The sequence below is a fragment of the Pseudomonas sp. IT-P253 genome, assembly GCF_949768125.1.
GTDB lineage: Bacteria > Pseudomonadota > Gammaproteobacteria > Pseudomonadales > Pseudomonadaceae > Aquipseudomonas.
In genome coordinates this window covers 26,604-45,827 of record NZ_CATKPT010000077.1, presented here as the reverse complement: position 1 = coordinate 45,827, position 19,224 = coordinate 26,604, and the positions used below count along the sequence as shown (strand labels likewise).

Genomic DNA, 19,224 nt, shown 5'->3' with positions numbered 1-19,224 from the left:
GCCTCGCTCAGGCATGCAGATGGTCGTGCTGCATGATCTCCACGCGATCCAGGGAGACTTCATGAAAACCATAGTCAAGACCGTGCAAGGAGACGAGAGCGGCCGGCTGAAAGCCAGGATTTCAGGCATCTGCGCCCTGCTGATCGTCTTTAACATCGCCGCATGGGTCTGGGCGTTCATCGCCTTGCGTGACTATCCGCTGCTCATGGGCACCAGCCTGCTTGCTTACACCCTGGGGCTTCGACATGCGGTCGATGCTGACCACATTGCGGCGATCGACAACGTGACACGCAAACTGATGCAGGTCGGCAAACAGCCGGTCACCGTCGGCCTGATGTTCTCCCTCGGCCATTCCACGATTGTCGTGCTCGCATCGATCGGCATTGCCGTGACCGCGATGGCAATGCAGGGACAAATGGCCGGTTTCAAAGCGTTCGGCGCGACGATCGGCACGCTGGTGTCGACGTTTTTCCTGTTTGCCATTGCGCTGATGAACCTGGTGATCCTGCATTCGGTCATTCGCGCTTTTCGCCGGGTTCGCCAGGGCGAGCCCTATGTCGAGGAAAACTTCGATCTGTTACTGGCCAACCGCGGCTTCTTCGCACGGATTTTTCGACCGGTGTTTCGCCTGATCACCGAGAGCTGGCACATGTACCCGCTCGGCTTGCTATTCGGCCTCGGTTTCGACACCGCGACAGAAATCGGATTGCTGGGAATTTCCGCCACCGGTGCGGCCCAGGGCATGCCGATCTGGTCGATTCTGGTGTTCCCGGTGCTGTTCACCGCCGGCATGACCCTGATCGACACCACCGACAGCATCCTGATGGTGGGTGCCTACGGTTGGGCGTTCGTCAAACCGGTGCGCAAGCTGTATTACAACATCACCATCACCGCGGTCTCGGTGCTGATCGCACTGCTGGTCGGCAGTATCGAAGGGCTGGGCTTGCTGGCCGAAAAGCTTGAGTTGAGCGGCGGCTTCTGGGACGTGGTGGGCAACCTCAATGATCACTTCGGGATGGTGGGTTACCTCATCATTGGCATTTTCATTCTCAGCTGGGCGGTTTCGGCTGCTATCTACAAGTGGAAAGGCTACGAGCACCTCGACATCCGGACTTGATCGCCCCATCAAACAGCACACTAGGTAGAACCCCCTAGGTAGTCGCACGCTTGGTCACTGTCCTGCGACCGGGTTACAACACCCAAATGTGTAATCCGGTCTGACGGCCGCCCCTGCTTTGCGTCCTCTGACCGACCCTGTAACGCACGGGTGCAGGCGATCAGGAGGCCAACCATGGCTGAGTCAGACAGCGTCCCCTATGGACGCAAGACGCAACGCAAGCCCGATCTCAAAGAAGTCCACATCATCTGGATCAACGATGGCATGAGCTGTGACGGCGATTCGATCTCGATCACCGCCGCCACCCTGCCAAGCATTGAAGACGTGGTGCTGGGCGCGATTCCGGGCCTGCCCAAAGTCCACCTGCACAACCCCGACCTGTGTTACGAGGTTGGCGAGGAGTTGATGCAGTACTGGCACCAGGCAGCACGCGGCGAGATTGATTTCGTGCTGGTGATGGAGGGCTCCATTCCCAACGAAAACCTCAGCGGTGAAGGTTACTGGGCCTACATGGGCAATGACCCGCAAACCGGCGAACCGATCACTATCCCCGAATGGCTTGACCGCCTGTCACCCAAGGCACTGGCGGTAGTGGCCTGCGGCACTTGCGCGACGTACGGCGGCATCCATGCGATGCAAGGCAACGTCACCGGCTGCATGGGCGTCAACGACTACCTGGGCTGGAACTGGAAATCCAAGGCCGGCCTGCCGGTGGTGAATGTGCCAGGTTGCCCGGTGCAACCGGATAATTTCATGGAAACCTTGCTGTACCTGCTGCGCCAACTGGCCGGCGTCGCGCCAATGATTCCGCTGGACGATGCCGGTCGCCCGACCTGGCTATTCGGCAAAACCGTGCACGAAGGTTGCGACCGCGCCGGGTACTACGAGCAAGGCAGCTTCGCCACGGAATATGGGCAGCCGCAGTGCATCGTCAAACTCGGCTGCTGGGGGCCGGTGGTGCAGTGCAACGTACCCAAGCGCGGCTGGATGGACGGTCTCGGCGGTTGCCCGAATGTCGGCGGCATCTGCATCGGCTGCACCATGCCGGGCTTCCCCGACAAGTTCATGCCGTTCATGGATGAGCCGCCGGGCGCGGTGTTCTCCTCCAACCTGGTCCGCCCTTACGGCAAGTTGGTCAAGTGGCTGCGCGGGTTCACCAACGACACCCTCAACAAAGAACCGAAATGGCGGCATAAGGGGCCAAAGCTGACCACCAATCCACCGCCCGAAATTCGTCGTTAGCTCCTTGGGCCAACCGTATCGAGCCAGGAGGAATTCCCCATGGCGATCACCGAAAATGACGTTGTCACGCAACCCACGGACGCGACCGCGAAAAAGCCCGCCACGCTGGTTTCGATGAATTGGGACCCGATTACCCGGATCGTCGGCAGCCTGGGCATCTACACCAAGATCGACTTCGAGAACCGCGAAGTCGCCGAGTGCTACAGCACCTCTTCGATCTTCCGCGGCTATTCGGTATTCATGAAAGGCAAGGACCCGCGCGACGCCCACTTCATCACCAGTCGAATCTGCGGCATCTGTGGCGACAACCACTGCGTGTGCTCGGTCTATGCCCAGAACATGGCCTACGGCATTCGCCCGCCAGCCATTGCCGAGTGGATCATCAACCTCGGTGAAGCGGCCGAATACATGTTCGACCACAACATCTTCCAGGACAATCTGCTGATGGTCGACTTCTGCGCCAGGATGGTCCAGGAGACCAATCCCGGCGTCTGGGAACAGGCACAACAAACGCCTGCGCCGAACGCTGACAAGCACGGCTACAAGACCATCGCCGACATCATGACCGCGCTCAACCCGTTCGAGGGCGAGTTCTATCGCGAGACGCTGATGGTCTCGCGCTACACCCGGGAAATGATCTGCCTGATGGAAGGTCGTCACGTTCACCCTTCGACCATTTATCCCGGCGGCGTCGGTACGGTGCCGACCGTGCAACTGTTCACCGACTACCTGACCCGGCTGATGAGGTACTGCGAGTTCATGAAGCGTTGCCTGCCGCTGCATGACGACATCTTCGACTTCTTCTACGAAGCCCTGCCCGGTTACGAGGAAGTCGGCCGGCGGCGCATCCTGCTCGGCTGCTGGGGTTCGTTCAATAACCCAGTGCATTGCGACTATCAGTACCAGCACATGACCGAATGGGGACGGGCGATGTTCGTCACCCCTGGCGTGGTGGTGGACGGCGAACTGGTCACCACTGACCTGGTGGAGATCAATTTGCAGATGCGCATCCTGCTCGGCAGTTCGTATTACGAAAGCTGGGAAAAACGCGAAAAACTGGTGGAGAAAGACCCACTGGGCAATGTGGTGGACATCAATCACCCGTGGAACCAGACCACCGTGCCGCGTCCACAGAAACGCGATTTCGACGACAAGTATTCCTGGGTCATGTCGCCACGCTGGCTGGACAAACGCACCGGCGAACACCTGGCGCTGGACACCGGCGGTGGCGCACTGGCGCGGCTGTGGGCCACGGCACTGGCCGGGTTGGTCGACATCGGCTACATCAAGGCCACCGGCCAAAGCATCAAGATGTACCTGCCACCGACTGCCCTCAAACCGGAAGTCGAGTTCGAATGGCATGTACCGAAATGGAGCAACGCCATCGAGCGTGACCGCGCCCGGACCTACTTCCAGGTCTACGCCGCGTGCTGCGCCCTGCACTTCGTTGAGAAAGCACTGAGTGAATTGCAGGCTGGCCACACCAAAACCTGGACCGAGTTCAAGGTGCCGGAAAACGCCATCGGCTGCGGTTTCCATGAAGCGGTGCGCGGGGTGCTGTCCCATCACCTGGTGATTCGCAACGGCAAGATCGCCAACTACCATCCGTACCCGCCAACCCCCTGGAACGCCAGTCCCCGGGATACCTTCGGCACCCCCGGCCCTTACGAGGACGCGGTGCAGAACACGCCGATCTTCGAGGAAAACGGCCCCGATAAATTCAAGGGCATCGACATCATGCGCGCCGTGCGCAGCTTCGATCCGTGCCTGCCTTGTGGCGTGCACATGTACCTGGGCAACGGCAAAACCCTCAAGGTCATCCATGCGCCCGGCAATGGCGGCCTCGGCCAGTCGACCGAAGCGGATGACGCGGAGTCGACACCGTGAGCGGCGCCCGGCAACAGGAACTCGACGAGCAAGTCGCGCGCCTGCAAGAACTGCTGGCCGCGCTGGACGGGCTTGAAGACCCGACCGCCAGAAGCGCGGCACAGGAACTGGTGCGGGTGGTGATCCGTCTGCACAGCCTGGGGTTGGCAGACCTGTTGGACATCATCCGCGAAACCGGCACGCAACCGGCAGACACGCTGTTGCCGCGGTTTACCGCCAACCCACGGGTGCGCGGGCTGTTGCTGCTGCACGACCTGCATCCCGAAGACCTGCCGACCCGTGCACGCAAAGCGATTGATCGGTTGCGCCCGCACCTCGGGGTCAAAGGTGTGCTCGTCGAGCTGATCGGCGTGAAGGCCAACGAAGTGCGGATCAGCGTCAGCGCCAGCGACCCGAACGGCGTCATGCCCACGGCCGCAGCACTGCGTCAGGAGATCGAGGAAGTGCTGATGGAAATGGTCCCCGATGCCGAAGAATTGCTGATCGAGGGGCTGGACACGTTGACCGCCCACGCCGGTTTTGTGCCGCTGGTCTGGGTGAGCCAGCCGGTGGTAGCCAACGAGTAACGACCAGAGTGAGGACCGGACATGACCGAGGCCATCGTAGCGAAACCGGATGACTGGGTGGCCTCGCTCAAGGGCTTTCTGGGCATCGAGCGTAAACCGGTGGAGCACTGCGAGTTGTGCTATGCCGAGATTGGCCATGCGCATGAACACCTGATCGAGCCCGATACCCGTCGCCTGCTCTGCGCCTGCCAGGCCTGCGCCCTGTTGTTCGATAGCCCCGAAGCCCGACGCTACCGGCGCGTGCCTCGTCATGTGACGCGGCTGCACGCCTTCGTACTCAGCGATGCACAATGGGACGGCTTGCTGATCCCGATCAACCTGGCGTTTTTCGTTCACAGCTCGCCTCAGCATCGGGTGTTGGCGCTGTATCCCGGCCCCGCCGGTGCCACCGAGTCGAAACTGGCGCTGCACACCTGGGATGAACTGGCCGCAGCCAACCCTGTGCTGCTCGAGCTGCAACCGGATGTCGAAGCCCTGCTGGTCAACCGAATGGACCACGCTCGCGAGTACTACCGCATCCCCGTAGACCGCTGCTATGAACTGGTCGGGTTGATTCGCACCCATTGGCACGGTCTCTCAGGTGGACAGGATGCGCAAGCCGCGCAGTTGCGCTTCTTCGAACAGTTACGTGGCGAAACGGGAGGCGACGTCGATGCCTGACCTCAGCATTTCGGTCAACGGCGCCATGCCGGACCCATACGCCGCCGCCCCGACCCTGCATCTGGCACTGGAACTGCACCAGCGCGGACGCCCCGTGCCGATCCAGAGCATCTCGCTGCAATGCCAGATTCGCATCGAGACCGCCAAACGTTATTACGCGCCGGCAGAACAGTCGCGCCTGAGCGATTTGTTCGGTGAGCCTTCACGCTGGAGTCAAACCTTGCGTAGCCTGCTCTGGACCCACTCAACCGTGGTGGTGCCGGCGTTTACCGGCGAACGCACTGAAGTGAATCTGCCCGTCCCTTGCAGCTTCGACTTCAACCTCGCCGCGACCAAATACTTTCACGGCCTCGATCAGGGCGTGGTGCCCCTGCTGCTGTTGTATTCCGGCAGCGTGTTCTATCGCGACGAGGAAGGCGCGCTGGCCATGGCCCTGATCTCCTGGAACGAAGAAACTCATTACGCGCTGCCGCTCCAGGTGTGGAAGGACATGATGCAACTCTACTACCCCAACCAACACTGGCTGCGCGTCAACGCGCAGGTGTTTGAAGCGTTGTACGAGTACAAACGCCGCTGTGGGCATCCCGGTTTTGATGAAGCGCTCGCCAGCCTGCTGGCCGAGGCGAAGAGGCTGGCGTGATGAACCTGCAAACGGTACAACCGGTGGTCGAAGCGGTGCTATACGAGGGTTACATCCTGTACCCCTACCGTTGCACTTCAGCGAAAAATCGCCAGCGCTGGACCTTCGGCGGGATCTATCCGAAGGTCTGGTTCGAGGCCACCGAAGGCGGCGAACCATGGCAGATGCAGACCCAGTGCCTGGTCCGGGGCAGCGCTGACACGCGACTCGAAGTGCGTGTGCGGTTCCTGCAGCCACTGGCCCGTGAGATCGGCGAGTTGCAAGTGCCATTGAGCGAATGGCCGCAAGCGCCGCAAGACCTGCCGTTCAACCCCGTACCGTCGCTGACCTTGGGCCAGCGACAGTTTCATTGCTGGCAGGAAGCCGTGGAGCGCGACCTGTCGGTGGTCGATTGTCGACTGGGCGACCTTCTGGGGACCGGCCGCAATGTGCCATTCGCCTTCGAAGGTCGGCGCGAACTTGAACCACTCAGCGACGACGGATTGATCCGCGGCGTGCTGCTGCGCAATCAATCGGCGATTCAGGGCCACATCGACCTGCAACTGCACCCCGTCAGCGCAGACGTCTGGCGACTGACCGTGCGCATCGAAAACCACACACCCATGGACCCGGCCAGCGTCACCGACCGCGAACAGGCAAGCCTCTACAGTTTCGCCTCCACCCACACCCTGCTCGGCGTCGAGCGCGGTGCTTTCGTCAGCCTGATGGACCCGCCCGAGGCACTCAAGGACGCAGCCGCCGGTTGCGACAACCAAGGCACTTACCCGGTATTGGTGGGCGAGCCCGGTGCGCGGAATCTGCTGCTGTCATCACCGATCATTCTGTACGACTACCCGGAAATCGCCGCGCAAAGTCCCGGTGAATTTTTCGACTCCACTGAAATCGACGAAATCCTCAGTCTGCGTATCCTCGCCATGACCGACGGCGAAAAACGCGAGATGGCCGAGCTCGACCCACGCTCGGCGGCTTTGCTCGCTCGCACCGAAGCACTCGATGGCGACAGCTTCATGCGCCTGCATGGGGTCATGCGCGATCCGGTGCAAAGCGGCCCGCGCCTGGTGTACGACCACAACGGCGGCGCCGCGCTACGGGTGGGCGATCGCGTGCGACTGCAACCCCGAGCAGGCGGCGATGCCATGGACCTGATGCTGGCCGGCAAAACCGCAGTGATTGAAGCCATCGAGCGTGATTTCGAAGACCGCGTGCACGTCGCCGTGACCCTTGATGACGACCCGGGTCGCGAGTGGGGTTTGCAACGGATGCCGGGGCATCGGTTCTTTTTTTCACCCGAAGAAGTCCAGTCGCTGGAGGACGTGAAGTGATGAAAATCCTCGTCGCCGGCATCGGTAATATCTTCATGGGCGACGACGGCTTTGGTTGCGAAGTCGCCACGCGGTTGGTCCAGCGGCAAGTGCCGGACGGGGTCGACGTGGCGGATTTCGGCATCCGTGGCCTGGACCTCGGTTATGCGCTGATGGAGGGCTACGAAGTAGTCATCCTGATCGACACCGTGGATCGTGGCGAGGCACCAGGCACGATTTATCTGATTGAACCGCAGATCGGTGACGCAACCACACCAGGCCGCGGCGAACAACTGATGTCCCCCCACGGCATGGACCCGGCCAGCGTCCTGCGCTTCATCGCCGCGCTGGATCAACAACACCCGCGGGTCCTGATGGTGTGCTGTCAGCCGGCCTCGCTGGGTGGCGAGCATGGACACATGGGTTTGAGCGACGCGGTGACCCGTGCGGTCGACAAAGCGGTCGTCGAAGTGCTCGGCCTTCTGAACGAACTATCGGCTGACGAAACAAGGAGCCTGACCGCTCCGGGAGGATCGAAATGAGTGGCTGGACGATTTTCTGGCTTCTGATTCTGGCGCTGATTGTCGCGCTGGTGGTGGTGAATTTCCACGACATCAAACGCTATCTGAAAATTCGCAACATGTGATCTCCAACGCAGGCATCAGCCTGGGAGACGGTAATGCGCACATCCAAACGGCTTGATCAGATTGTGCAAAACACCCGGGGCACGTCTCTGAGTGGCGAAGCGATCCGTGTCCGCGGACTGGTCCAAGGCGTCGGTTTCAGACCCACGGTGTGGCGGCTGGCGCGCGATTGCGCGCTGGTGGGCGACGTTTGCAACGATGCCGAAGGGGTGCTGATCCGCATCTGGGGTGAGCGCGCTGCACGGGAGCGGTTTTTACAGCGTTTGCGCGATGAAGCACCGCCGCTGGCACGGATCGATTCACTGGAATCAACGGCACTGCGCGGTGGGTCACCGGTAACCGATTTTCGCATCGTCAAAAGCGCCGGCGGCCAGGTGCATACCGGCATTGTCGCCGACGCCACGACCTGCGCAACGTGCCTGAGCGAAGTGTTCGATCCCGCCAATCGCCGTTACCGCTACGCCTTTACCAACTGCACCCATTGCGGCCCGCGCATGTCGATTGTCCGCGCCATTCCCTATGATCGCGGCAACACCAGCATGGGCGCGTTTGCCCAATGCCCCGACTGCCTGCGCGAATATGAGAATCCAGCGGACCGACGTTTCCATGCTCAACCCAATGCCTGCCCGGTCTGCGGGCCGAAGCTCTGGCTTGAAGCGGCAAACGGTTCGGCAGTCGATTGCCGCGGTGATCCGATCGAGGCCACTCAACGCTTGCTCAAGGCCGGGCATATCGTCGCCATCAAAGGCATCGGCGGCGTGCACCTGGCCTGCAACGCGTCGAATGCCGACGCGGTGCAGCAGCTGCGCCAACGCAAGCGCCGCGAGCACAAACCCTTCGCGTTGATGGCTCGGGATGAGTCGATGATCCGCCGTTACTGCAACCTGACCCTGGCCGACACCTCAATGCTGCATAGCCCGGCGGCACCGATTGTGCTGCTCGATATCCAAGGCCCGCAGCAACTGGCCGAAAGCGTTGCTCCCCGGCAGCGCTGCTACGGCTTCATGCTGCCTTATTCCCCCCTGCATCATTTGCTGATGGCGGGCCTGGACGCACCGATCGTGCTCACCAGCGGCAACCGCAGCGACGAACCCCAGTGCATCGACAACGATGAGGCCCGTAAACAGCTGGCAGGTATCGCTGACGCACTGTTGCTGCATGATCGGGACATCGTCAATCGGCTGGACGACTCGGTGGTCCGGCAAGTGGCCGACGCCCCTTCCCTGCTGCGCCGCGCCCGTGGTTATGCGCCGACACCGCTGCGCCTGCCCGCCGGGTTTCAAAATGCCCCGGCGATTCTGGCCCTGGGCGGCGAGCTGAAAAACACCTTCTGCCTGATCAAGGACGGTCAGGCGATCCTGTCCCAGCACTTGGGCAATCTGGCCCATCCCGGCACGAATGCGGCGTACGGTCAAACCCTGACGCTGTACAGACAGTTGTTTGACCATCATCCAGAGGTGCTGGTCATCGACTGCCATCCTGACTATCTGCCGAGCCGTTTCGGTCGGGATTGGGCCGCTGCTGCAAGCCTGGAGCTGATCGAAGTGCAGCATCATCACGCCCACATCGCCGCGTGCATGGCCGACAACGGCATAGCGCTGAACGCGCCGCCGGTGCTCGGCGTTGCCCTGGACGGTACCGGTTACGGCGCTGACGGCAGCCTGTGGGGCGGTGAGTTCCTGCTCGCCGATTATCGCGGCTATCGACGCCTGGCCAGCCTGTCGACCGTTGCCATGCCCGGTGGCGAGGCCGCCATCGAGCAACCCTGGCGCATGACCTATGCCCACCTGCGACGGATGGCGGCGTGGTACACATTGACCGACGAGTTCGGCGATCTGTCGTACTTCCGGACGCTGGCAAACAAACCACTGGCAACCTTGAACGGCATGCTCGAATCCGGCTTCAACAGCCCCAGAACCAGTTCCTGCGGAAGATTGTTCGATGCCGTCTCGGCGCTGATCGGAGTGTGCCAGACCGTCAGCTACGAAGGCCAGGCGGCCATCGAGCTGGAAGCCATCGTCGATCGCAACGCCCTCGACCAGGGCTATCCGTTCGCAATCGTGTTAGCCGGCGGACTGCCGCGTCTGGAACCACAGTCAATGTGGCGATCCCTGCTGGAGGACTTGCGCGCCAGTGTACCGCCCGGCGTGATCGCGGCGCGCTTCCATATCGGCCTGGCGCACGCCGTGGCACAGATGATCGAGCACCTGCGCCAGCAACATGGCGATCTGTGGGGCAGCCGTATTGCCCTCTCGGGCGGCGTGTTCCAGAACACGATACTCGCCACCGAACTGATCCGATGCCTGGAAGCCCAGGGTCTGCAAGTGCTGCGCCACGGCCAAGTGCCCGCGAACGATGGCGGCTTAAGCCTGGGTCAGGCCGTTGTCGCCGCAGCGCAATCGCTCCACCCACAAGAGGAGCGACCACCATGTGCGTAGGCATTCCCGGGCAAATCGTCGAGATCGTTGACGCGGCGACTGATACGGCCACGGTGGAAATCGGCGGCATCCACCGTGCGATCAACATCTCGTGCGTGGTCGGTGACGGCCGTACCCATGCTGATTGCGTCGGTGAATGGGTGTTGGTCCACGTCGGTTTTGCCATGAGCCGGATCGACGAACACGAGGCATTGAAGACCCTCGAACTGCTGCAGGCGCTCGGTGAAATGACCGAGGAAATGCAATGGATGCAGGACTCACGATAGCGAGGCACGGCCATGTCTGAAGGTGATAGTCCACTGCGTGGGTTGTACCCGTTCTTGCACGGTGACAAGCAAGAGAGTGGCGCCGTCGATAAGGCGCTGTTGGAATCCGTTCGACAAAAAGCCGCCCACAGTGTCGAGGTCAAGCTGCGCTTCTTTGCCGAGAACGCCGAAGCCATCGTCGCGATGGCGCGGGCCATTGCAGAGGTGTACCGGCGAGGCGGACGCATGTTGTCGATGGGCAACGGCGGTTCTTCCTGCGACGCCGCGCATTTCGCAGTGGAGTTCCTGCACCCCATCACTGCGGGCCGCCCAGCCTTGACGGCGACGAACCTGGCGGCAGACCAGGCGATGATGACCGCCGTCGGCAACGATGTCGGCTTCGATCATATCTTCGTCCGTCAGGTCATTGCCCTGGGTCGACCGGGGGATGGACTGGTGGGTTTTTCCACCAGCGGCAACTCCGGCAATCTACTCAAGGCCTATGCCAAGGCGCATGAAATGGGCCTGACCACGATGGGTCTGGCCGGCAGCGACGGTGGCGCAATGGCCCGCTCGGCGGACGTCGATCATTGCCTGGTGGTGCCCACGGACAGCATCCACCGGATTCAGGAAGTGCACGTCGCCACCTATCACATCCTTTGGGACCTGGTGCATACCCTGCTCGCCGACGACCGCGGTGGCCTGGAGACGCGAGCATGAAATTCGTCGACGAATTCCGCGATCCAGTCAAAGCCCGGGTGCTGGTGAAGCAGATCGAGAAGCTGGTGCAGCGAATTGCGCTGTGCCGGCAACGGCCGTTGCAGCTCATGGAAGTCTGCGGCGGGCACACCCACTCGATCTTCAAATATGGCATCGAGCAGATGCTGCCCGACACCATCGAACTGGTGCACGGCCCAGGCTGCCCGGTGTGCGTGTTGCCCATGGGCCGGGTGGATGACTGCGTAGCCCTGGCGCAGCACCCGAACATCATTTTTGCCACCTTCGGCGACGCCATGCGCGTGCCCGGTTCACGCAAAAGCCTGCTGCAAGCCAAGGCCGAAGGGGCTGACGTGCGGTTGGTCTACTCGCCAATGGACGCACTGAAACTCGCGCGCGACAACCCGACGCGGGAGGTGGTGTTCTTCGCCCTCGGTTTCGAAACCACCATGCCGTCCACGGCCCTGACCATCCTGCGCGCCGAAGCAGAGGACCTGCGCAACTTCTCAGTGTTCTGCAACCACATCACCATCATCCCGACGATCAAGGCGATTCTCGATTCGCCGGAACTGACCCTCGACGGTTTCCTCGGCCCCGGCCACGTGAGCATGGTGATCGGCAGCGAGCCCTATGAGTTCATCGCCCGTCACTACAGGAAACCGGTGGTGATTTCCGGTTTCGAACCGCTGGATATCCTCCAGTCACTGTGGATGGTGGTCAAACAACTGGCCGAGGGCCGATGCGAGGTGGAAAACCAGTACCAGCGCGTGGTCCCCGAGGCCGGCAACAATGCCGCCCTGGCGGCGGTGCAAAAGGTCTTTCAGTTGCGTGAGTTCTTCGAGTGGCGTGGCCTGGGGTCGATCGATCATTCAGGGGTCAAGTTGCGCGACGCCTATGCGCGCTTCGACGCCGAATGCAAATACCCGATTCCGAACCTGAAGATCGCCGACCCTAAATCCTGCCAGTGCGGCGAAGTGCTCAAGGGTGTGATCAAGCCGTGGCAATGCAAAGTATTCGGCACCGCCTGCACCCCGGAAATGCCGCTGGGCTCGTTGATGGTTTCCAGCGAAGGTGCCTGCGCTGCGGTGTACAACTATGGGCGCATCGACCTGGTGGATATCCTGAAAAAACGCGAAGCTGCTGACGCACAACGGGAGCATCAGACATGACCGTTCCCGGCCCTGCCAGTCTCGTCATCGATGAACCGATACCGCGTATCCGTCAGCGCAGCGGCAAGGTGCGCGGCGACACCATCACCCTGGCGCACGGCAGCGGTGGCAAAGCCATGCGCGACCTGATCGACGATGTGTTCGTCGGCGCCTTCAACAATCCGTCGCTGGCACCGCTGGAAGACCAGGCCCGTTTCACCTTGAGTGAGCTCGTCGGGCACGGAGATCGATTGGCGTTTACCACGGATTCGTATGTGGTCGACCCGCTGTTCTTTGCTGGCGGCAATATCGGTGACCTGGCGGTCAACGGCACGGTCAACGACCTCGCCGTGTCGGGCGCACGTGCGCTGTATCTATCCTGTGCGGTGATCCTCGAAGAGGGCTTTGCGGTGGCCGACTTGCGGCGCATCGTCGACTCCATGCAACAGGCCGCCAGGGTGGCCGGGGTGCAGATCGTCACCGGCGACACCAAGGTAGTCGAGCGCGGCGCCGTGGACAAACTGTTCATCAACACCAGCGGCATCGGAGTGATTCCGGCGGGCGTCAACATCGCGGCCACCCGTGCCCGGCCCGGCGACAAGGTGCTGGTCAATGGCTACATCGGCGACCATGGCGTGGCGATCCTCGCCGCCCGCGATGACCTGGCGCTGGACGTGCCGATCCAGAGCGACTGCCAGCCGCTGCATGGTTTGATCGCGACGCTGCTCAAGGCTTGCCCTGATGTGCATTGCCTGCGCGACGCGACCCGTGGCGGGATCGCCACGGTACTGAACGAATTCGCCCAGGCCGCCAACGTCTGCGTCAACCTCGATGAGCCGACCATTCCGGTGCGCGAAGCGGTCAAGGGCGTGTCGGAAATTCTCGGTCTCGATCCGCTGTACTTTGCCAACGAAGGCAAGCTGGTGGCGGTGATCCCGGCCGAATACGCCGAGCTCGCACTGACGGCAATGCGCGCGCATCCGGCAGGTGCCGATGCGGCCATCATCGGGGAGATCAGTGAGAGCCCGGTGGGTTGCGTGATCATGCACACCGCGTTCGGCGGCGAACGCATCGTCGACATGCTGATCGGCGAGCAACTGCCGAGGATCTGCTGATGCACGAGTTATCCGTCACCCAGAGCATCGTCGAAGCCTGTGCCGAACACGCCGGCGCTGCGCGGGTTTTACGCGTCACGCTGGAGGTTGGTACGTTGTCCTGCGTGATGCCGGACGCCTTGCGCTTTTGCTACGACGTGGTCACTGAAGGCACCTCACTGCAGGGGTCGAGCCTGGAGATTATTCGGGTTCCAGGCTTAAGCCGCTGCCGTGACTGTGGCGCCGAGGTGCGCATGGACGACAGGCTTTCCACGTGTCGTTGCGGCTCGGCCAACCTGGAGCGCCCACAAGGGGGTGACCAGTTACGGATCAAGTCGATGGAAATCGAGGAGGCCGCCTGATGTGTACTACCTGTGGTTGCTCCAACGGTGCCAGGGCTCGGATCACCGACCTGGCGACCAGCAAACTGCAACGGGTTGGCGAACATGAGCCACACGGCGACTTTGTGCGCCTGCATGCCCACGTTCATGAACCTGAACCGGTCCAGACGCACGCCCATGTGCACGGCACCACGGTGCAACTGGAGCAGGACATTCTGGCGAAGAACAACCGGCTGGCCGAGCAGAATCGTGAATGGCTCAAGGCTCACAACATTCTGGCGCTGAACCTGATGAGTTCCCCTGGCGCCGGGAAAACCACGTTGCTGGAACGCACCTTGCGTGACCTCTCCAGTAGCCTGGCGATCAGCGTGGTCGAAGGCGATCAGGAAACCCTGTTCGACGCCGAACGCATCCGCGCCACCGGCTGCCCGGCGGTGCAGATCAACACCGGAACCGGCTGCCATCTGGAAGCCGAAATGCTGGCCGGTGCGTTGAAGCAACTGGCACCCGCGCCCAACTCGCTGGTCATGGTGGAAAACGTCGGCAACCTGGTCTGCCCTGCCCTGTTCGATCTCGGCGAGCGCGCCAAAGTGGTCATCCTCTCGGTCACCGAAGGCGCCGACAAGCCCCTCAAATACCCGCACATGTTCAAGGCCTCGAGCTTGATGATCATCAGCAAGACCGACTTGTTGCCCTACGTGGATTTCGACGTGAGCGCCTGCATTGCCTTCGCACGCCGGATAAATCCTGATATAGAAGTGCTGCAGCTGTCCGCCACCCAGGGTGAGGGATTGGCTGACTGGTACGCCTGGTTACGCGGACAGGTTTCAAGTGAGCGTTGAGGGGAATACATCGACCATGCCCATCCATATCGTGCGACTCGGATCGCCCCGTGCAGCCAATGAAGGCCTGCGCCTGGGCACGGTTCGGCGTCCACCGCGTGGCGTACCGAAGTCCGAATTCGCCAGTCGTGATTTTTATGATGTATGGCAGCCACTGCTTTCGCCGAGCGCGGAACTGGTGGCCGAAGCCAAAGCCGCCACCGATGACAAAGCCTGGGATGCCTTCAAGCGCAAATTCAAGGCAGAAATGAACCATCCAGCGCCGAGTCAACTGCTCGATCTATTAGCCGGTCTTTCCCATCAAACCTCACTGGCGGTGGGTTGTTATTGCGAGGATGAAGCGCACTGCCATCGCTCGGTGTTGCGCGAGCTGCTGACAGCACGCGGCGCCAAAGTTGTCTAAATAGCGCGAACATCCCCCCTGTAGGAGCGAGCTTGCTCGCGATGGAGTGTCAGGCAACGCTGATTCGCCTGACACTCCATCGCGAGCAAGCTCGCTCCTACAATTAACGCCTTGTGATCACCACTTCAAGGTATTCACTCGGCACCACCAGCGACTTGGCGCCCGCACGGTTCATGCGGTTCAACAGTTCGGTCAGGTCAGTGTCAAGGGCCTCGGCCCCCTCGGGTGGCAGCGCTGCAAAGGCTTTGTGGGCCGGACCGTACCAGTTGCGGAACACATCGATGAAATGCGCAGCCGAGCGATAACGGAAGTTGAACGTCCGGCGTGTCACCTGGAGCAGAAAATCACGCTCATCGAAGTGCGTGTGCAACCAGGCTTCGCTGCCCCACTGGGACGGTGATTGAGCGCCTGCAGGGGGCGGCAAGTGGCGGCCGAGGGTCTTGAACATCTGGCCGACGAAGCCTTCAGGCGTCCAGTTGGCCAGGCCGATCCGGCCTCCAGGGCGACAGACTCGCGCCAACTCCGAAGCGGCTTTGTCCTGGTCGGGCGCAAACATCACGCCAAAGGTCGACAGCACGGCATCGAAGCTGGCATCCGCAAAGGGCAACGCCTCGGCGTCGGCCACTTGAAACGTCACTTCCAGGTGTTCGGCCCTGGCCCGGTCTTCGCCGCGCTCCAGCAGCGCTGCCACGTAGTCGGTGGAGGTGACGTGGCAGCCACGACGTGCGGCGGCGAGCGTTGCATTGCCGTTGCCGGCGGCGACATCCAGCACGTTCTCATCGCACAGCAGGTCGCAGGCTTCGGCGAGTTCTTCGCCGACAATCTGTAAGGTGGTGCCGATCACGGCGTAATCGCCGCTGGCCCACGCGGCCATTTGACGCTGTTTCAGGGCAGTAAGATCAATGGGTGTACTCATGAATTCCGCTCCGTTGCGGGTTGGAAAACAGCCCCGGCTTATTCCGCCGTGGTCGGATCGATGACGGCCGAAACCTGGGAAATGCGGTTGGCCGGGAAACCGCTCTGTTTGGCGTGCTCCCTGATCAACTCTTCGTTCGGCGCGATGTACACGCAATAGAGTTTGTCACCGGTGACATAGCTCTGCTGCCACTGCACTTCTGGCAACTCGCGCAACACTTTGCAGGACTTTTGCGAAGCCGCTTTCAAATCCCTTTCTGACAGTGTTCCAGCGCCCGGGATCTCGCGTTCAATGATGAACTTTGGCATGGCAACCTCCCATTCTTGTTATTGATGACAGGGTCGGGTGACCCGGTATGCCAACTATCGCGCCGGGCAACGTCGGCGTCCTGCCCGATCGTCGGCCAAGCCTGTCCGATCGTCCGGAGATTTCGCGTCGCGCGATGACAGGCTCACAATCAGCTTCACAATCAACAGCAGCGCCCCGCCAAATCGGGAAATCATCATGGACGCCCTGTCTCAAACCCTGCGCGTCGTCCGCCTGGTCGGCGCGATTTTCATCAACGCCAGGTTCACCGCCCCCTGGTGCTATCAGTCGCCCAGCGCCGACTCGGCGGCGCCATTCCTGGAGCCCGACGCCGAACGGGTGGTGATCTTTCACCTGATCACCGAAGGCGAGTGCTACGTCGAACTCGGTGACGATCCCCCCCTTTTGCTGACCGCCGGCGATGTCGTGGTGTTCCCTCAGGGGGACGCCCATCGCATGGGCTCCGAGCCTGGCCTGGCACCGGCGACCGGTGCACGGCTGGACGTGGTGCTGGCGCGTCGTCCACGGCAGTTGAGTTATGGCGGTGGCGGTGCCGTCACGCGGTTGGTGTGCGGCTATCTGGCGTGCGATACGCGATTGGCGGGCATGATGTTGACGGGATTGCCCGCGGTGGTCAGGGTCAACGTGCGCGGCTCGAATGCCGGCATCTGGCTGGAGTCTTCGGTCCGTTACGCGTTGGCTGAGGCCCGGTCGCCACGGCCCGGCGGTGAAGGTGTGTTGGCGAAGCTGGCCGAGGTGTTGTTCATCGAAGTGCTGCGCTTGTATATGAACGAACAGGGCGAAGGCCGTACCGGTTGGCTGGCGGGCGTGGGCGACCGGATCGTCGGCGCCGCACTGAACGCCTTGCACAAGAAACCCTGTCACGCCTGGACACTGGATGAGCTGGCGCGTACCGCCGGGACTTCAAGGTCGGTGTTGGCGGAGCGGTTTCAGCAACTGGTGGGGAGTTCGCCGATGCAGTATTTGACGCAATGGCGCATGTTGCTGGCAGCCAACCTGTTACGCAGCAGCAACAGCTCATTGATGCGCATTGCCGAAGAAGTCGGCTACCAGACCGATACAGCGTTCAGCCGGGCCTTTCGACGAGAGTTCGGAGCACCGCCGGCGGCGTGGCGGCGCAGTCAGGTAACGTCTCGGCCCCACGCGTGAATGCAACACCAACCCGGTGTAGCAGCTGCCGAGCCTGCGAGGCTGCGTTCGGCTGCGAAGCAGTCGTAAACTGGCTTGCGTGGTGTTCCTGATACACCGCGAGTTCTGATTTTACGACTGCTGCGCAGCCGAACGCCGGCTGCGCCAGCTGCTACAAAAATGGGTGGGGGCGCTGCTGGAGGGTTTTCAAGTCAGGAAAAAATGGTTACGCGGCTGCAGGGGCTTCGGCGTCGGCCTTGGCCTCGTCCAACAACTGCTGAATCATCTTCTCCTGTGTGTCGTAGCTGCCTTCACCGAAGTGGGTGTAACGCACCTGGCCCCTGGCGTCGATCAGGTAGTGAGCGGGCCAGTATTGGTTGTCGAAGTTGCGCCAGATCGCGTAGTTGTTGTCGATCGCCACCGGGTAGGTGATGCCGAGCTTTTTCACCTGATCCTTGACGTTGTCGATGATGCGTTCGAAACCGTATTCAGGGGTGTGGACGCCAATCACCACCAAGCCCTCCTTCTGGTATTTCTTCGCCCAGTCCTTCACGTACGGCAAGGTGTGTTGGCAGTTGATGCAGTCGAAGGTCCAGAAGTCCACCAGGACCACTTTGCCTTTCAGGGCGTCGTGGGTCAGGGCGGGCGAGTTGAGCCATTCGACCGCGCCGGCCAGCGACGGCATGGCGCCTTTGGCGTTGTCCATCGACGAGTCGGCCTTGACCTTGCTGACCAGGTAATCGACGACTTGTGGGACGGTTTCCAGCAGGCTTTTCTCGACGCTGCTCACGCCTTCGGACGACGTGCCGGTCAGCAGTGTCTTGTCCACGCCGGTGGAAATCACCACGGCAGCGGCCAGCACGGCAACACCGGCACCACGACGCAGCCAGCCAGTGAACGGAATCGATGATTTCAAGCGATTGACCAGGCCGCGACCGGCGAAGATCAGGCTGCCAAGGGACACAGCGCTACCCAGGCCGTACGCCACCAGCAACAGGCTGGTCTGGGCGTTCGCGCCTTGAAGCATCGCACCGGTGAGGATCAAGCCGAGGATCGGCCCGGCGCACGGCGCCCAGAGCAGACCGGTGGCGACGCCAATCATGATCGAGCTCAAGGGGCCGGACATCTTGCGGGTGTCGGGGTCCAGGCGATTACCAAGCGCCACGAACGGACGGGCCAGCCAGTCACCGACCCGGGCAGAGATCAGCGACAGGGCAAACAGCACCATCACGATCAGGGCGATGTGGCGACCGGTGTTGTTGGCTTGCACCACCCACTCGCTGCTGACCACGGCCAGGCTGGAGATCAGGGCGAAGGTCAGGACCATGCCGCCGAGGGTGAGCACGATCGAGGACCGCGTGCGGTCAACACCTGCGAACAGGAACGGCACGACCGGGAGGATGCAGGGGCTGAGGACGGTCAGGATGCCGCCCAGGAAAGCGATGAGGAACATGAAGTTCACCTTGAAATACGAGGGTGGCAATCCACGCACGCCCTTTGTAGGAGCGAGCTTGAACTCGCGATGGGCTCGAGAGCGGCGCGTTTATTCAGCAAACAAGCGTTATCGT

At 61.7% G+C, this 19,224-nt stretch carries 21 protein-coding genes; 18 read left to right on the top strand and 3 right to left on the bottom strand.

Annotated features, from left to right (window positions below; translation table 11 throughout):
• Window positions 1–61: 61 nt before the first annotated feature.
• From ACM6IR_RS25365 to ACM6IR_RS25285, 17 genes are all read left to right on the top strand, one after another.
• The gene (locus ACM6IR_RS25365; protein ID WP_414910226.1) at window positions 62–1,117 is read left to right on the top strand and encodes a HoxN/HupN/NixA family nickel/cobalt transporter; all 1,056 of its coding nucleotides are present in this window, start codon (window positions 62–64) and stop codon (window positions 1,115–1,117) included.
• Window positions 1,118–1,291: 174 nt separating this feature from the next.
• Window positions 1,292–2,359 carry a hypothetical protein gene (locus ACM6IR_RS25360; RefSeq protein ID WP_414910225.1) on the top strand — a complete coding sequence of 356 codons (1,068 nt, stop codon included), beginning with the start codon at window positions 1,292–1,294 and terminating at the stop codon, window positions 2,357–2,359.
• 39 nt (window positions 2,360–2,398) lie between these two features.
• Entirely contained in the window at window positions 2,399–4,246 is a 1,848-nt protein-coding gene (locus ACM6IR_RS25355) for a nickel-dependent hydrogenase large subunit (protein ID WP_414910224.1), read from the top strand.
• Complete coding sequence (locus tag ACM6IR_RS25350; RefSeq protein WP_414910223.1) at window positions 4,243–4,812, top strand: hypothetical protein; 570 nt, start codon at window positions 4,243–4,245, stop codon at window positions 4,810–4,812. The genes ACM6IR_RS25355 and ACM6IR_RS25350 overlap by 4 nt, the downstream gene beginning before the upstream one ends.
• 21 nt (window positions 4,813–4,833) lie before the next feature.
• Window positions 4,834–5,472 (top strand): DUF5947 family protein, encoded by a 639-nt coding sequence (locus ACM6IR_RS25345; protein WP_414910222.1) that lies wholly within the window; start codon window positions 4,834–4,836, stop codon window positions 5,470–5,472.
• Window positions 5,465–6,112 carry a DUF6084 family protein gene (locus ACM6IR_RS25340; RefSeq protein WP_414910221.1) on the top strand — a complete coding sequence of 216 codons (648 nt, stop codon included), beginning with the start codon at window positions 5,465–5,467 and terminating at the stop codon, window positions 6,110–6,112. Before ACM6IR_RS25345 ends, ACM6IR_RS25340 begins: the two co-directional genes overlap by 8 nt.
• Window positions 6,112–7,434: a hypothetical protein gene (locus tag ACM6IR_RS25335; RefSeq protein WP_414910220.1), complete on the top strand. Its 1,323-nt coding sequence runs from the start codon at window positions 6,112–6,114 to the stop codon at window positions 7,432–7,434. The genes ACM6IR_RS25340 and ACM6IR_RS25335 overlap by 1 nt, the downstream gene beginning before the upstream one ends.
• The gene (locus tag ACM6IR_RS25330) at window positions 7,434–7,955 is read left to right on the top strand and encodes a hydrogenase maturation protease (RefSeq protein WP_414910219.1); all 522 of its coding nucleotides are present in this window, start codon (window positions 7,434–7,436) and stop codon (window positions 7,953–7,955) included. Before ACM6IR_RS25335 ends, ACM6IR_RS25330 begins: the two co-directional genes overlap by 1 nt.
• The gene (locus tag ACM6IR_RS25325; protein WP_414910218.1) at window positions 7,952–8,059 is read left to right on the top strand and encodes a DUF6893 family small protein; all 108 of its coding nucleotides are present in this window, start codon (window positions 7,952–7,954) and stop codon (window positions 8,057–8,059) included. Before ACM6IR_RS25330 ends, ACM6IR_RS25325 begins: the two co-directional genes overlap by 4 nt.
• A gap of 33 nt (window positions 8,060–8,092) precedes the next feature.
• A complete protein-coding gene (gene hypF / locus ACM6IR_RS25320; RefSeq protein WP_414910217.1) occupies window positions 8,093–10,495 on the top strand; it encodes a carbamoyltransferase HypF in 2,403 nt (800 codons plus the stop codon).
• A complete protein-coding gene (locus ACM6IR_RS25315) occupies window positions 10,486–10,761 on the top strand; it encodes a HypC/HybG/HupF family hydrogenase formation chaperone (protein ID WP_414910216.1) in 276 nt (91 codons plus the stop codon). The genes hypF and ACM6IR_RS25315 overlap by 10 nt, the downstream gene beginning before the upstream one ends.
• Before the next feature lie 12 nt (window positions 10,762–10,773).
• A complete protein-coding gene (locus tag ACM6IR_RS25310; RefSeq protein WP_414910215.1) occupies window positions 10,774–11,460 on the top strand; it encodes an SIS domain-containing protein in 687 nt (228 codons plus the stop codon).
• On the top strand, window positions 11,457–12,626 hold the full coding sequence (gene hypD / locus ACM6IR_RS25305) for a hydrogenase formation protein HypD (RefSeq protein ID WP_414910214.1): 1,170 nt from the start codon (window positions 11,457–11,459) through the stop codon (window positions 12,624–12,626). The genes ACM6IR_RS25310 and hypD overlap by 4 nt, the downstream gene beginning before the upstream one ends.
• Entirely contained in the window at window positions 12,623–13,720 is a 1,098-nt protein-coding gene (hypE, locus tag ACM6IR_RS25300; protein ID WP_414910213.1) for a hydrogenase expression/formation protein HypE, read from the top strand. Before hypD ends, hypE begins: the two co-directional genes overlap by 4 nt.
• Window positions 13,720–14,061: a hydrogenase maturation nickel metallochaperone HypA gene (gene hypA / locus ACM6IR_RS25295; RefSeq protein WP_414910212.1), complete on the top strand. Its 342-nt coding sequence runs from the start codon at window positions 13,720–13,722 to the stop codon at window positions 14,059–14,061. Before hypE ends, hypA begins: the two co-directional genes overlap by 1 nt.
• Window positions 14,061–14,882, top strand: coding sequence for a hydrogenase nickel incorporation protein HypB (hypB, locus tag ACM6IR_RS25290; RefSeq protein ID WP_414910211.1), 822 nt, complete (start codon window positions 14,061–14,063; stop codon window positions 14,880–14,882). The genes hypA and hypB overlap by 1 nt, the downstream gene beginning before the upstream one ends.
• 16 nt (window positions 14,883–14,898) lie before the next feature.
• A complete protein-coding gene (locus ACM6IR_RS25285; RefSeq protein WP_414910210.1) occupies window positions 14,899–15,285 on the top strand; it encodes a DUF488 domain-containing protein in 387 nt (128 codons plus the stop codon).
• A gap of 103 nt (window positions 15,286–15,388) precedes the next feature.
• Here the strand turns inward: ACM6IR_RS25285 and ACM6IR_RS25280 are convergent, their stop codons facing one another.
• A complete protein-coding gene (locus tag ACM6IR_RS25280) occupies window positions 15,389–16,201 on the bottom strand; it encodes a class I SAM-dependent methyltransferase (RefSeq protein ID WP_414910209.1) in 813 nt (270 codons plus the stop codon).
• Window positions 16,202–16,239: 38 nt separating this feature from the next.
• Window positions 16,240–16,509 (bottom strand): DUF4242 domain-containing protein, encoded by a 270-nt coding sequence (locus tag ACM6IR_RS25275; protein WP_414910208.1) that lies wholly within the window; start codon window positions 16,507–16,509, stop codon window positions 16,240–16,242.
• Window positions 16,510–16,705: 196 nt separating this feature from the next.
• On the opposite strand from ACM6IR_RS25275, the gene ACM6IR_RS25270 reads away from it, so the two are divergent.
• Window positions 16,706–17,677 (top strand): AraC family transcriptional regulator, encoded by a 972-nt coding sequence (locus tag ACM6IR_RS25270; protein WP_414910207.1) that lies wholly within the window; start codon window positions 16,706–16,708, stop codon window positions 17,675–17,677.
• A gap of 205 nt (window positions 17,678–17,882) precedes the next feature.
• Here the strand turns inward: ACM6IR_RS25270 and ACM6IR_RS25265 are convergent, their stop codons facing one another.
• Window positions 17,883–19,109: a cytochrome c biogenesis protein DipZ gene (locus ACM6IR_RS25265; protein WP_414910206.1), complete on the bottom strand. Its 1,227-nt coding sequence runs from the start codon at window positions 19,107–19,109 to the stop codon at window positions 17,883–17,885.
• Window positions 19,110–19,224: the final 115 nt, after the last annotated feature.